We start from the raw sequence: 14638 nt of genomic DNA, 5'->3' as shown, positions 1-14638 counted from the left end.
GAAAAACGCCGGCTCGATGCCGGCGTTTTTTATTGGGCTTTATTTGCAGGTTAGCGGGAGCACCCCTTGGATCGAGCAGCGCCTGGAGCATGGCTGGCCCTAAGGGGTTCGCCATTGTGCTACAGGGCTCAAGCCCGCTCCGGCGCAACCTCTTTCTCGCGTATCTCGGTGATGAACCGATCCGCCGGTTGCGGCCTGCCAAGCAAGTAGCCTTGCAGGGAATCACACCCCAGCCGGGTCAAAAATGCCTGCTGGGTGTCGGTTTCCACGCCTTCGGCCACAATGCGCAACCCCAGCGCTTGCCCCAGTGCCACGATGGCGGACACGATCGCGGCGTCGTCGCTGTCCTGCTCCAGGTCGCGAACGAAACCCCGGTCGATCTTGAGCTCGTTCGCTGGCAGCCGCTTGAGGTACATGAGGCTCGAATAACCGGTGCCGAAGTCGTCGATGGAAATGTCCACATCCATATCCGAGAGCCGCTGCAGCACCGTCATGCTGGCGTCCGCATCGCTCATGGCAGTGGTTTCGGTGATTTCCAGCGTGAGGTTGCGCGCTTCCAACCCGTTCCGGGACAACGCGAGCGCCACGCTTTCCACCAAGCCCCCATGGCAGAACTGCAACGCCGAAAGGTTCACCGCCACACGCCAGTCGTCATAGCCTTCGCGAACCCAGAGCGCCATCTGGCGGCAAGCCTCGTTGAGCACCCAGTCCCCGATGGGGATGATCATGCCAGTCTTTTCAGCCAGCTCGATAAACTTGTCCGGCCCAAGCAACCCCAACTGAGGATGCTGCCAGCGCAGCAGTGCCTCGGCGCCAACGGGCCGGCCGCTGGCCGCGTCGAACTTGGGCTGATAGAACAGCCGGAACTCACCCCGGGCCTCGGCCATGCGTAAGTCTTGAATGAGCTGCAACTGCTTGCGCGCGTTGCTGTTCATGGAGACATCAAAGAAGCAGTAGTTATTCTTGCCGCTGCTTTTGGCGTGGTACATCGCGGCGTCAGCGTTGATCAACAGCTGATGCTGATCGATGCCGCAGCCGGGGTACAGCACCACCCCAACGCTGGCGGACACCTGCAGATCATGCTCGCTGACGCGGAAAGGCTCTGCAAGTAACGCCACCTGGGCGGCCGCTACCGAAACCGCGTCGTCCGGCCGACGCAGCGGGACCAGCAGCACGAACTCATCGCCGCCGATCCGGGCCAGGGTGTCCTGGGCCGACAGCCCCGCACGCAGCCGCTCCGCAACGCCCAATAGCAACTGGTCGCCCACATGATGGCCGAACGCATCGTTGATTGGCTTGAAACCATCCAGGTCGATGAACATCAGCGCAAAGCACGTCTCTGCCTCGTTGGCGCTCTGCATGGCCTGTGCGATGCGGTCACCCAGCAGCACACGGTTCGGCAGGCCCGTGAGGTTATCGTGGAGGGCCAGGCGAGTGAGTTTCTTGTTGGCCGCGGTAAGGGAGCTGGCCAGGTCGGCGGTGCGTGCTTCGAGGCGCGCATCGAGCACGGAGGTCAGCAGGGCGATGGCAATCACGCTCAGCGAGGTCACCACTACCAGGTAGGCAAGGCCGTCGCCGGTAAGGCTTACGCCACCCAACGCGCCGCACCAGGAGCCCTCCGGAAACCGCGCCGCTGCCATGCCGGTATAGTGCATGCCCACGATGGCAAAGCCCATCACCACCGCAGCGCCGGCCCGGGCAAGGCGTACATAAGGCGTGTGGCGCCGCAAACGGTAGGCAATGATCAGCGCCGCCGCCGAAGCCCCGACGGCAATCACCAACGAAGCACCGAGCAGCAGCGGGTCATAATCGATGCCCGGCTGCAAACGCATGGCGGCCATGCCGGTGTAATGCATGGCCGCGATACCTGCCCCCAGGATCAACGCGCCGCAGGCCAGTCGCGGCCACGGCAGGCTTGGCTGGCTGACCATCCACAACGCAAAACCGGAGCTGCCGATCGCGATCAGCAGGGAAATCAGAGTAAGGCCCAGGTCATAGCCCAGCTCGATCGGCAAACGAAACGCCAGCATGCCGATGAAATGCATGGACCAGATGCCTACGCCCATGGCCAACGAGCCGCCTGCCATCCAGAGCAGAGCGGCCTTGCCGTGAGTGCTGATGATACGGCCGGCGAGGTCCAGCGCTGTGTAGGCTGCGAGCATGGCGACCGCGAACGAGATCGCCACCAAAGCGGGAGAATAAATACCTGTCAACATGCGGCTACCAGACAACCTGAAATGAAAAGCATCCTTGCCCGGTGATCCGGGTAGGCTCCCGGAACGCAGACATCAGTGCGAACAGGTAGCCACCGGCACACATGAACGCGACGACATACTTGTTACATCAGTACTATCGGCCGCGGTCGCCCGCACTGTATGTGCGACATGGGTCACCGGTCGGTTGAAGGGTAGCTGAAAGCGCTCGGCGCGCGACAAGAATTGTACAGAATGCGACAACCTGTACACCGAAGTATTTTGTATCGCACTTATAGCGAAAGCACCGATCCGGGTGCCTCCACGCGCTTCTGCATGCGCCAGAAGCACGGATCTTCGCCAACCACCTGCAGCCCCTTGCGGGCGTAGAGCCTCTGCGCGGGGTTGTCCTTGAACACCATCAGGCGCAGTAACCCCAGGTGTCGGCGCGCGGCCAGCGCCAGCATTCGATCAAGCACCGCCGACCCTACGCCCCTTCCTCGTGCCGATTCCAACAGATGCAGTTCGCGGATGTACAACGCACGCGCATCTACGCTGAGGCTGACGAAGCCCAGCAACTCCTCTTGATGATGGAGCATGTAGTTTTCCCGCCAGCCCCAGCCGTCATCGAAGTCGCTGTCGCGCCATAGCAGTCCGTGACGGGTGTAGTACGGCATCATAGTGCGCCGTGCCAATGTGCGGGCGAACGCCAGGTCGGCTTCCGCCGCGGGTTGAAACTCGACGATCATGCGCTGCTCCACTGCCTGGCCGTAACAGAGACTACGGGCATTGCGATTGCCAATCGGCTCCAGTAAGCTCCGAAACCTCATCAGGAGACACTAGCATGCCCAAGGCCCTTCGTATTGTCGCTCACGCTGCCATCATGGCCGGCGTAGCCGTGCGCGCCGCGGCCGCTTATGCCTGCTCGTATTTTGGTTACTGGTTTAGCCAAACGCGCGCCTGATTCCCCGATACAGGCGCCCAGCATCCGGGTAGCCTGCCAACGTTTTTCGAAACCCCCGGTCGGCCACCCGATCGGGGGTTTTGCTTTTTCATCCCTTGTAACTTTGGAGTTCACAGCATGTATTACGCCACCTACCGCACCAGCACTGTTTACGCCTGGCGATTTAGCGCGTCCCGTTCGGTACAGCACGCCGCCTCCGACCGGTCCACATCAGGTGGCGAAGCCCTTGCCCGCGCAAACCTGCGCTTACGAACACCGTTGACTACCCGCTTGCGTGCCTGAAACGCAGCGGGCAAAAGGATCGCCCATGAACACCCTCGTTACCCCGTGCCTTACCGCCCTTACGGCTGCCCCCACGCTTGATGCCGAGCGCAACGAAGGCGTCGGCCAGCGACTTCCCAGCGCCTACGCGCTACGCCAGGCCTTGCCGCTTTCCAGCGCGCTGGGCGCACGCGTGGCAGAGCAGCGCCAACAGGTGCGCGACATTCTCGACGGCCGCGACAACCGCCTTCTGGTCATCACAGGCCCCTGCTCCCTTCACGACCCCGCCTGCGCACTTGAATACGGCCAACGCCTCGCCCGGCTCGCCGAAACCTTGAAAGGTGACCTTTTGATTGTGATGCGGGCGTATATAGAAAAGCCCCGCACTACGGTGGGCTGGAAAGGCCTGTTGTACGACCCCCGCCTGGACGGCAGCGACGACATGCTGCTGGGGCTGACACTTTCTCGCGAATTGATGCTTGGCCTGCTGGACCTTGGCCTGCCACTGGCGGGCGAGCTGCTTCAACCAATGGCCACCCCCTACTTCGACGACCTGCTGGCATGGGGCGCAGTGGGCGCGCGCACCACTGAATCACAGGTGCACCGGGAAATGGTCAGCGGGCTGTCGCTGCCGGTGGGCTTCAAGAATGGTACCGATGGCTCCCTGGGCGTAGCCTGCGATGCCATTCGCAGCGCGGCCCATCCGCATCGCCACTTCGGCCTGGACCTGCACGGCCATCCGGCGATCCTGCGCAGCGAAGGCAACCCGGATTGCCATCTGGTACTACGCGGTGGCCATGGCGGTCCCAATTACAGCGAGGCGCACCTGGCAGCGGCCCGGGCGCAGCTGCTCAAGGCGGGCCTGGCGCCTCGGATCATGGTGGATTGCAGTCATGCCAACAGTGGCAAGAACCCCCTGCGTCAGCCCGAGGTGCTTGCCGAGGTCATCCGGCAGCGACGCGAGGGCAACCGCGACCTGATCGGCGTAATGCTCGAAAGCCACCTGTTCGAGGGCGCGCAAGGCACGGGGGGCGCATTGCGCTATGGCGTGTCCATCACCGATGGCTGCCTGGGCTGGGAAGCCACCGAAGCCGCGCTGGTGGCTGCATGTGTTCGAAGCTGAACACTTGATCGCGCTGGCCTCAGGGGCCCGCGCGGGTTAGGCTGTTGCGTTCATTTATAGAGAGGTACTTCCCCATGGCCAAAGCCACTGCACGCCACATCCTGGTTTCCAGCGAAGACAAGTGCAACGAACTCAAGGCCCAGATCGAAGGCGGCGCCGATTTCGCCGAAGTCGCCAAGGCCAACTCCACCTGCCCTTCCAGCCGTCAGGGCGGTGATCTGGGCTCGTTCGGCCCAGGCCAGATGGTCAAGGAGTTCGACACCGTGGTGTTCAGCGCCCCGGTCAACACCGTACAAGGCCCGGTGAAAACCCAGTTCGGTTATCACCTGCTGGAAGTGACCAGCCGCCAGGACTGATCACCGCTACGCTGAATGACGGCTCGCCAACGGCGAGCCGTTGGCAAGCCGCTGGCAAGCCGTTTTGTTTCTGTACACGAACGTGCATGATGGCAACCGGACATTTCTCGCGGACCCGCTCAAGGTAGCCAATGCGATCGGTTTTCATCTCCTTCCTTTGCATGTTTGCGCTGTGTGCGGCCAATGCCGCCCTCGCAGCACCCGCGCCAGCGCTGACGGTCTACGGCGAACCGGCCAAATACCCTCCGGGCTTCAAACACTTCGAGTACGTAAACCCTGATCCGCCCAAGGGCGGCAGCTTCCGGCGCTCGGCCACGGACATCGGCCAGTTCGACCACCTCATGCCCTACATCGACAAGGGCATCGGCGTTTCCCAGATCGACGGGCTGGTGTACTCACCGCTCGCCACCCGCTCGCTGGACGAGCCTTATACCGTTTACGGCCTGGTGGCCAAGGCGATGGAGCTGAGCCCCGACGGCCTGACCCTGCGCTTCTACCTCGACCCGAATGCCTGCTTCGCCGACGGCACGCCAATTACCGCCGAAGACGTACGTTACACCTTCAACCTGCTGATGACCCAAGGCAGCCTGCGTTACCGCGCGCAGTTCGCGGACGTAAGCGAGGTAGTGGTGGAAGGCGAGCGCCAGGTGCGCTTTGACTTCAAGAACCGTGACAGCCGTACGCTGCCACTGGACGTGGCCGCTTTGCCGGTGTTCCCGGAGCATTGGTGGAAAACCCGGGATTTTGCCAATGGCGGAGGTTTTGAAGCCCCCGTGGGCAGCGGCCCCTATCGGGTGGGCAAGGTAGACAACGGCCGCAGCATCACCTTTGAACGCAATCCGGACTGGTGGGGCAAGGACCTGCCAGTGGCCCGCGGCATGTACAACTTCGACCACTTCAGCGTGGAATACTTCGGTGATATCGAAGTTGCCAGGCAAGTATTGCGCGGCGGCGGCTTCGACTATAACCGGGAATTTTCCGCCACGGCCTACACCATCGGTTATGCCGGGCCTGCCCTGGACGATGGCCGCCTGCAACGGGCACACCTGGCCCCCAAGGGTTTACAGCCGGCACAGGGCTACGTGTTCAACCTCGACCGGCCAGTGTTCCAGGACCGCCGGGTACGCCGCGCGCTGGCCATGCTCTGGGATTTCGAGTGGAGCAACCGTCAACTGATGCGCAACGTGTACATCCGCCAGCAAAGCTTCTTTTCCAACAGCCCTCTGGCAGCCACCCAGCCGCCGACGCCCGCCGAGCTGAAGATTCTTGAACCCCTGCGCGGGCAAGTGCCGGACGAAGTATTCGGGGCGGCGTTCCAGGCACCGAAAACCGACGGCACAGGCTTCATTCGCGACAAGCAATTGCAAGCGCTGCAGCTACTGGCCGACGCGGGCTGGCACCCGGACGGCGATCGGCTGGTAAATGCCAGCGGCGAACCCCTCACGTTTACCTTTCTCAATGCCCAAAGCAGCCTCGAGCGCCTGCTACTGCCGTACAAACGCACACTGGCGCAAATCGGCATCGACCTTCAAATCCGCCGCATCGATCCCTCCCAATACCTCAATCGGCTGATGGCCAGGGACTACGACATGATTGTGGCCGGCTATCCGGTGTCGGCGTCGCCCGGCCTTGAGTTGGTGAACTACTTCGGCTCGTCCGCCGCCAGCGATACCGGTTCGGGCAATTACATGGTGTTGCGCGACCCCGCTGTGGACAGGCTGATCGACGGTGTGGTGAAAGCCACGAATTTCGACGACATGGTCAACCACGCCCATGCCTTGGACCGGGTGCTGCAATGGAACGATTACTGGATTCCCAATTACTACCCGCCGGGAACATCCACGGTGTGGTGGAACCGGTTTGGCATACCTGACATTCAGGCGGCATACGACGAAGCACCGGAAACCTGGTGGGAAGTCAGCCCCACGGCCCTCACTACCGAACAGATGGCGCAGCGCAAAGCCACGGGAGCGCGACCATGACCCTGTACATCCTGCGACGCCTTCTGTTGATCATCCCTACCCTGTTGGTAATCCTGCTGGTGAACTTCGTCATCGTGCAGGCCGCGCCCGGTGGGCCGGTCGAGCAAGCCATTGCCCGGCTGCAAGGTGTGGGCGGTAGCCCGGCTGGCGGCGGTGGCGGTGATTCGGCGCAGGGCAGCTCTCGCGCCAGCCGTGGGCTGGACCCGCAAATGATCAAGGACATCGAACGCCAGTATGGTTTCGACAAGCCGGCCCACGAGCGGCTCTGGCTGATGCTCAAGCACTATGCGGTGTTTGACTTCGGCGACAGCTTTTTCCGCGGTGCCAAGGTAACGGACCTCATCCTGGACAAGATGCCGGTCACCCTCTCTCTTGGCTTCTGGGCCACGCTCATTACCTACCTGGTGTCGATCCCGTTGGGCATCCGCAAGGCTGTACGCCATGGCAGCCCCTTCGATGTGTGGAGCAGCAGCGCGGTGATCGTCGGCTACGCCATGCCGTCCTTCCTGTTCGCCATGCTGTTGATCGTGGTGTTCTGCGGCGGCACTGGCCTGAACTGGTTTCCGGTGCGCGGGCTGGTGTCCGACAACTTCGACGAGCTGTCCACGCTGGGCAAGATAACGGACTACTTCTGGCACCTGGTACTGCCAGTGCTGTCGCTGGTCATTGGCGGCTTCGCCAGCCTGACCATCCTCACCAAGAACGCCTTCCTCAACGAGGTCACCCGCCAGTACGTCGTCACCGCGCGCGCCAAGGGCCTGAGCGAGCGCCGGGTGCTATACGGGCATGTACTGCGCAACGCCATGCTGCTGGTGGTGGCCGGCTTGCCCCAGGCATTCGTGAGCGTGTTCTTCGCCGGGTCGCTGCTCGTGGAAGTGATCTTCTCTCTCGATGGCCTGGGCCGCATGAGCTACGAAGCCGCCGTCTCGCGTGATTACCCGGTGGTGTTCGGCTCGCTGTTTATCTTCACCCTCTTCGGGCTGCTGATAAAACTGGTAGGGGACCTGTGCTACACCCTGGTAGACCCTCGTATCGACTTTTCGAGGAACGCTTGATGCGCCTGTCCCCCTTGGCGCAGCGGCGCCTTCACCGTTTTCGCAAGAACCGCCGTGGCTGGTGGTCGTTGTGGTTGTTCCTGGGCCTGTTTGTGGTGTGCCTGGGCGCCGAGCTGGTGGCTAACGACAAGCCGCTGGTGCTCAAGGCCGGCGGGCACTATTGCTTCCCCGTGTTCAAGCGGTACACCGAGCAGCAGCTGGGCGGCGTGCTGCCGTTCCAGCCCGACTACCGCAGCGACTACGTGCGCAAGCTGGTGGCTGAGCAAGACGGCTGGATGCTGTTTCCACCCATTTCTTTCGGCCCGGACACGCCCAACTACGAGCTGTCCCGCCCTGCCCCCAGCCCGCCCACGGGCATCAACTGGCTCGGCACCGATGACCAGGCGCGCGACGTGCTGGCACGGGTGCTCTATGGTGCGCGCATCTCGATCCTCTTCGCTCTGGCGCTCACTGTCCTCAGCTCGCTGATTGGCGTGGCCGCCGGGGCCTTGCAAGGCTATTACGGCGGCTGGGTAGACCTGTTCGGGCAACGTTTGCAGGAAGTGTGGTCGGGGCTGCCTGTGCTTTACCTGTTGATCATTCTGTCCGGTTTCGTGGAGCCGGGCTTCTGGTGGTTGCTGGGGATCATGACGTTGTTTTCATGGCTGGCGCTGGTGGACGTGGTGCGGGCGGAATTCCTCCGCGGGCGCAGCCTGGAATACGTGAAAGCGGCGCGCGCCCTGGGCCTGCCCACCCGCACCGTGATCGTGCGGCACATTTTGCCCAATGCCATGAACGCAACCCTCAGTTACCTGCCGTTCATTCTCACGGGCGCCATTACCACGCTCAGCGCACTGGATTTTCTCGGCTTCGGCATGCCGGCCGGCAGCGCCTCGCTGGGCGAGCTGATCGCCCAGGGCAAGCAAAACCTGCAGGCGCCCTGGCTGGGGCTCACTGCGTTCTTTTCGCTAGCGGTGATTTTGAGCCTGCTGGTGTTTATCGGCGAAGCGCTGCGCGACGCCTTTGACCCTCGCGCCTGACCGGAGCTTCTGATGAGCGAACACCTGATCGAAATCAGTGACCTGTGGATCGCCTTCAACGGCGAACCGGTGGTACGTAACCTGTCGCTGAATATTCGCCCCGGGGAATGCCTGGCGCTGGTGGGCGAGTCCGGCTCTGGCAAGTCGGTCACCGCCAACGCCATTCTTCAGTTGCTCCCTGCCAACGGTAGTCACAGCCAAGGCAGCATCCGCTACCGCGGGCAGGAGCTGATTGGCGCCGATGACAAAACCCTGCGCGATATTCGCGGCAACTGCATCGCAATGATCTTTCAGGAGCCGATGACCTCGCTCAACCCATTGCACACGGTAGAGCAACAGATCGGCGAAACCCTGCTGGTGCATCGGGGCATTGCCGGAAAGGCGGCAAAGGCACGGATCCTTGAGCTGCTGGAACTGGTGGGCATTGCCAACCCGGGTGCCCGCCTAAAGGCGTACCCCCATCAGTTGTCGGGCGGCCAACGCCAGCGGGTGATGATCGCCATGGCACTGGCCTGCGAGCCGGAGCTGCTGATCGCCGACGAACCCACCACGGCGCTGGACGTGACCGTGCAGCGCAAGATCCTTGCCCTGCTCAAGTCGCTGCAACAGCGCCTGGGCATGTCGCTGCTGTTGATCAGCCACGACCTGAACCTGGTACGCAGCATCGCCCAACGGGTGTGCGTGATGCGTGGTGGGGAAATCGTCGAGCAGGCGCCATGCGAGCAATTGTTCACCGCGGCGCAGCACCCTTATAGCCGGCTGTTGCTCGATGCCGAACCCGCCGGCGAGGCCCTGCCCCGAGACACCCGTGAAGAAGTGCTCAACGTGAGCGGGCTGAAGGTGTGGTACGCCCTTGGCGGCGGGTTGTTTCGCAAGCCTTGGAGCCATGTGAAAGCCGTGGATGGGGTAAGCCTTTCGGTGGAACGCGGCAAAACCCTGGGCATTGTGGGTGAGTCCGGCTCAGGCAAGTCAACCCTGGGCCAGGCGATTCTGCGGTTGATCGACGCCGAGGGTGGCATTCGCTTCCAGGGGCATGAGTTGCATGGGCTGAGCCAGAAGCAGATGCGGCCGTGGCGCAAAAAGATGCAGGTAGTCTTCCAGGACCCCTATGGCAGCCTCAGCCCGCGCATGTCGGTGGGGCAGATCATTGCCGAGGGCCTGGAGGTGCACCTGGACGCCAGTGCACGTGAATGCGAGGACGTGGTCGCACAGGCATTGCGCGAAGTGGGCATTGACCCGAGCACCCGGGACCGCTATCCCCATGAGTTTTCTGGCGGGCAGCGCCAGCGCATCGCAATCGCGCGGGCGCTGGTACTCAAGCCTGAATTGATTCTCCTGGACGAACCGACCTCGGCGTTGGACCGCACCGTGCAAAAGCAGGTAGTGGCCCTCCTTCGCCAGCTTCAGGAGCGCCACGGGCTGACGTACCTGTTCATCAGCCATGACCTGGCCGTGGTGCGCGCCCTGGCCCACGACATCATCGTGCTCAAAGACGGCCAGGTCGTGGAGCGCGGGCCCAGCCACGAGCTGTTCGAGGCGCCCCGGCACCCTTATACCCGGGAGCTGCTCGCGGCCTCGATGCTCTCGCCGCTACCCGCCCAGCCGCTCTAGCACGCGCGCATGGCACGAGGTAGCAACGCCGCCGCAAACACGATACATTTGCGACTATTCTGTAACTGCTTATGAAATAGCGGAACTTCAAACCCGGCTGTTTTGCCACGCTTGCCGCCACGGGCCATTGCGCTCACCCTTTCGTTTCGGGGCCAAACCTATGACCAGCTTGGGCATTCGCCGGCACCTCTCCATGGAGTGGCAGGGCCTCTGGGGCTTCACTGCCCTGTTAGTAGCCTGCTGTATCTTCATCGTGGATACGGTCACCCGCCTGGACACCGCCGTTGCGGTGCTTTATGTCGCGGTACTGCTGATGCTCGCAAATCGAAGCTCGGCGAAAACCCTGCTGTGGGTGGCCGCCGCTTGCGCAGGGCTTACCCTGCTGGCATTTGCACTAGTACATGGCCATCCGGCGGTAGACACTGGGGCCGCCTGGGCGCGGTGCCTCATCAGCCTGGCCGCCATCGGCATCACAGCGCTCCTGGCCCTGCGGGGCAAGCGCGCCACCCAGGCGTTGCTCGAAGCGCAGGCCCAACTGGCCCACGCCAGCCGCGTGACCACCCTCGGCGAACTGGCGGCCTCGATTGCCCATGAAGTGAACCAGCCCCTGGCCGCCATTGCCAATAACAGTGGCGCGGGCCTGCGCTGGCTTCAACGCCCTCAGCCCGAGCTGGAGGAAGCCTGTGAATCCCTGCAGCGAGTGGCCGAGGATGCGCACCGCGCCAGCGAAGTGGTCGCTCGCATTCGGGCCTTGGCACGCAAGAGTGAACCCGTGCGGCAATCCCTGTGCATGGATGGCTTGATCACCGATACCCTGGCCCTGATCCGCGGCGAACTGAGCCGCCACCGGGTTCGTGCCCGGGTTTCCCTCGAAACGGCAGAAGCGCGCGTGTCGGCGGACCCGGTCCAGGTACAGCAGGTGCTGATCAACCTCTTGATCAACGCATGCCAGGCCATGGCCGGCGTGGCGCCCAAGGCGCGCGAACTGTACATCGAAAGCCGCGTGCAAGGCCCTTGGCTCAGCGTAAGCATCCGCGATGGCGGCGCTGGCATTCCAGCCTCAGTGCTGCCAGGCCTGTTCACGCCGTTTTTCAGCACCCGCCAGGACGGCCTGGGGATGGGGCTGTCTATCTGCAGGTCGCTGATCGAAGCCCAGGGTGGCCGGATATCCGCCACCAATGCGTCCCAAGGCGGGGCCTGTTTCGTTTTTCGCCTTCCCCTGGTCAGCAAAAAGGCGGCCCGATGAGCGCCGGCTTCGCTCCCGGTGATACCTCGCACATAGTGCTGGTGGTCGACGATGACCATGGGGTGCGCGACTCACTCAGCCGCCTGCTTCGATCGGCCGGCCACCCGGTCGATACCTTCGCCAGCGCCGCGCAACTGATGGCAGCCCCCTTGCCGCAGGTACCCAGTTGCCTCCTGCTTGATATGCAACTGCCCGGCAGCAGCGGCTTCGAGGTACAACAGCACCTCACTGAACAGGGCGCGACGTTGCCGGTGATTTTCATGAGCGGCCATGGGGACATTCCAATGACTGTACGAGCGATGAAGGCCGGCGCCGTGGATTTTCTGCCAAAGCCCTTTCGCGACCAGGACCTGCTGCAGGCCGTGGACACTGCGCTGCAGGCCGCGCGCCAGCAGCACCAGGCACGCAAAGGGGAAGCCGAGCTTCGTTGCCGCTATGCCCTGCTCAGCGAGCGCGAGCGCCAGGTGATGCACTACGCTGCCAGCGGCATGATGAACAAACAGATTGCCGGTGAACTCGGGCTTAGCGAAATCACCGTGAAGATCCACCGCGCCCGTGCCATGAAGAAAATGGCCGCCACATCGTTTGCCGATCTGGTGGTGATGTCCAGAAGCCTCTCCAGCAATGCCTGAATGAACCCTCCTATCCCGGACCTGGAAATGACCTCTACCTCCCGTGCCCACGCGGCGATCACCCCCGCGCTGGTAGTGCTGTTCGCGTTCTGCTGCGGCGCGATTGTTGCCAACATCTACTACAGCCAGCCGATCATCGAGCTGATCGCGCCCGCCATCGGCCTTTCGCCCCACGGGGCCAGCCTGGTGGTGTCGCTGACCCAGGTCGGCTACGCGCTGGGGTTGTTCCTGCTGGTGCCGTTGGCCGACTTGCTGGAGAACCGCAGGCTTATTCTCGCTACCGTGGTATTGGCGGCATTGAGCCTGGTGGGGGCGGCATTCACGGCTCGGCCAGAGGTATTTTTGGGGATCTCGCTGCTGATCGGCTTCAGCTCGGTCGCGGTGCAAATGCTTATTCCCATGGCCGCGCACATGGCGCCCGAAGCCATCCGGGGCCGGGTAGTGGGCAATATCATGAGCGGCTTGCTGCTCGGCATCCTGCTGGCCCGGCCGTTGGCCAGCGTGATTGCCGACCATCTGGGCTGGCGCGCGGTGTTCATCGTAGCGGCGGTGGTGATGGTCGCCATCCTGGCCTTGTTGATGTTCACCTTGCCCCGTCGGCAACCCGAACACAGCGCGACTTACATACAGTTGCTGCATTCGATGCTGGTATTGCTCAAGCGCTTCCCCGCCTTGCGCGAGCGCGCCTTGTACCAGGGCTTGATGTTCGCCGCGTTCAGTCTGTTCTGGACCACGGTGCCGGTGGAGCTGTCCCGCGTATATGGCTTGAGCCAGACGCAGATCGCCCTGTTCGCACTGGTGGGGGCCATGGGCGCGATCGCGGCGCCCGTTGCCGGCCGCCTGGCGGATGCCGGGCATAGCCAGGCCGCTACGCTGCTGGCACTGGTGATGGCGCCCTGCGCCTTTTTGCTGGGGGAACTGCCCGGCGGTGTGCTGTGGCTGGCGCTTACTGGCGTACTCCTGGATTTTGCGGTGCAAATGAGCATGGTCACTGGCCAGCGGGTGATCTACGCCCTGGACGCCAACAGCCGCGCGCGGCTCAACGGGCTGTACGTAACCAGTATCTTCATCGGCGGCGCGCTGGGCTCTGCCTTCGCCAGTAGCTTGTACGAAGCCGCCGGCTGGCATGGCGTGGTGGTGCTGGGCATGGCATTGCCCTTGGTGGGGCTAGTGATATTCCTGGTGCGCTCGCGCAGGGCGTCACAGGGCGTCTTGTAGCTGCTCCCTTAAAAACTCCACCAGCACCTGTACCGCTCGCGAGCCCTGGCGATGCTGGGGGTACAGGGCAGACAACGCCAGGGCCGGCGGCCGCCATTCATCGAGCACCCGGGCCAGGCGGCCTTCGGCCAGGGCGTTACGCACAATAAACAGCGGCAGATAGGTAATACCCAGCCCAGCCACTGCCGCGTCGCGCAACACTTCCCCGTTGTTAGCGCGCAATCGCCCGCTCACGTGCACCACCTGTGTCTTCCCTTCCCGCTCGAAGCGCCACTGGGACGTGCGGCCATGGCCGTACGGCAAGCACTCATGGCTGGCCAACGTTGCGGGGCTATCCGGTTCGCCGCGGGCTGCCAGGTACTGCGGGCTGCATACCCACACACGTTCCACCTGGGCAATGCGCCGGGCAATCAGGCTCGAATCTTCAAGGTCGCCAATGCGCAAGGCCATGTCGAAGCCCTCGGCGAGCAGGTCCACGGAGCGGTCGCTCAAGTCCACTTCAACGCTTACGTCCGGATAGCGCTGCATGAACAGCGGAAACAACCCGCTCAGATGCTCCACGGCGAACGACAAGGGCGCGCTCAGGCGGACGGTACCGCGAGGCTGGCCATGCTCGCCGGCGATGCTCTGCTCCACCTGTTCCACTTCATTGAGCAGGCGTAATGCCGCTTCGTGGTAGGCATGGCCAAGCGGCGTCACATCCAGCCTGCGGGTGGAGCGGTTAAGCAGGCGTACCCCCAGGCGCTCCTCGAGCTGCATCACCCGGCGGCTGATCAATTGCTTGGAAATCCCAAGGTGCTCCGCTGCGGCCGTAAAGCTGCCGGACTCCAGTACCTGGGTAAACAACCGCATGTCTTCGAATGGGTTCATGGCGCACTCACTGTCAACGTGTGCGAGACAGTATGGCGTGTTTCAGCTACTTAATACATCGGCAGTGCGACAGTACACTAGTCCCATACCCACTCACACGAGGTGCACG

Annotated in this window: 12 protein-coding genes; 9 read left to right on the top strand and 3 right to left on the bottom strand. The window is 63.0% G+C overall.

All coding sequences use genetic code 11. The features are described 5' to 3' along the window. Positions 1-128: 128 nt before the first annotated feature. Together G7016_RS05695 and G7016_RS05690 are read right to left on the bottom strand one after the other, a co-directional pair. On the bottom strand, positions 129-2216 hold the full coding sequence (locus tag G7016_RS05695; RefSeq protein ID WP_181111877.1) for a putative bifunctional diguanylate cyclase/phosphodiesterase: 2088 nt from the start codon (positions 2214-2216) through the stop codon (positions 129-131). Positions 2217-2485: 269 nt separating this feature from the next. After that, on the bottom strand, positions 2486-2941 hold the full coding sequence (locus tag G7016_RS05690; RefSeq protein ID WP_181111876.1) for a GNAT family N-acetyltransferase: 456 nt from the start codon (positions 2939-2941) through the stop codon (positions 2486-2488). Between the two features lie 522 nt (positions 2942-3463). Here G7016_RS05690 and G7016_RS05685 point away from each other — a divergent pair. The 9 genes from G7016_RS05685 (at position 3464) to G7016_RS05645 (ending at position 13659) form a co-directional block, all read left to right on the top strand. Then, entirely contained in the window at positions 3464-4540 is a 1077-nt protein-coding gene (locus G7016_RS05685) for a 3-deoxy-7-phosphoheptulonate synthase (RefSeq protein ID WP_181111875.1), read from the top strand. A gap of 74 nt (positions 4541-4614) precedes the next feature. Further along, complete coding sequence (locus G7016_RS05680; RefSeq protein WP_181111874.1) at positions 4615-4896, top strand: peptidylprolyl isomerase; 282 nt, start codon at positions 4615-4617, stop codon at positions 4894-4896. 131 nt (positions 4897-5027) lie between these two features. After that, a complete protein-coding gene (locus G7016_RS05675) occupies positions 5028-6878 on the top strand; it encodes an extracellular solute-binding protein (RefSeq protein ID WP_181111873.1) in 1851 nt (616 codons plus the stop codon). Continuing rightward, the gene (locus G7016_RS05670) at positions 6875-7933 is read left to right on the top strand and encodes a microcin C ABC transporter permease YejB (RefSeq protein WP_181111872.1); all 1059 of its coding nucleotides are present in this window, start codon (positions 6875-6877) and stop codon (positions 7931-7933) included. Before G7016_RS05675 ends, G7016_RS05670 begins: the two co-directional genes overlap by 4 nt. After that, a complete protein-coding gene (locus G7016_RS05665) occupies positions 7930-8952 on the top strand; it encodes an ABC transporter permease (RefSeq protein WP_181111871.1) in 1023 nt (340 codons plus the stop codon). Before G7016_RS05670 ends, G7016_RS05665 begins: the two co-directional genes overlap by 4 nt. A gap of 12 nt (positions 8953-8964) precedes the next feature. Then, positions 8965-10563 (top strand): ABC transporter ATP-binding protein, encoded by a 1599-nt coding sequence (locus tag G7016_RS05660; protein ID WP_181111870.1) that lies wholly within the window; start codon positions 8965-8967, stop codon positions 10561-10563. A gap of 160 nt (positions 10564-10723) precedes the next feature. Continuing rightward, entirely contained in the window at positions 10724-11809 is a 1086-nt protein-coding gene (locus G7016_RS05655; protein ID WP_181111869.1) for a sensor histidine kinase, read from the top strand. Then, positions 11806-12441 (top strand): response regulator transcription factor, encoded by a 636-nt coding sequence (locus G7016_RS05650; RefSeq protein WP_181111868.1) that lies wholly within the window; start codon positions 11806-11808, stop codon positions 12439-12441. Before G7016_RS05655 ends, G7016_RS05650 begins: the two co-directional genes overlap by 4 nt. Further along, the gene (locus G7016_RS05645) at positions 12442-13659 is read left to right on the top strand and encodes an MFS transporter (protein WP_375139678.1); all 1218 of its coding nucleotides are present in this window, start codon (positions 12442-12444) and stop codon (positions 13657-13659) included. Here the strand turns inward: G7016_RS05645 and G7016_RS05640 are convergent. Further along, positions 13642-14529, bottom strand: coding sequence for a LysR family transcriptional regulator (locus G7016_RS05640; protein WP_181111867.1), 888 nt, complete (start codon positions 14527-14529; stop codon positions 13642-13644). The two genes, G7016_RS05645 and G7016_RS05640, sit on opposite strands and share 18 nt — an antisense overlap. Positions 14530-14638: the final 109 nt, after the last annotated feature.

Source organism: Pseudomonas japonica (genome assembly GCF_013522925.1).
In the GTDB taxonomy this organism is placed as follows: Bacteria; Pseudomonadota; Gammaproteobacteria; order Pseudomonadales; family Pseudomonadaceae; genus Aquipseudomonas; species Aquipseudomonas japonica_A.
The sequence above is the reverse complement of the archived record's forward strand: the minus strand, read 5'-3'. Positions and strand labels throughout refer to the sequence as shown.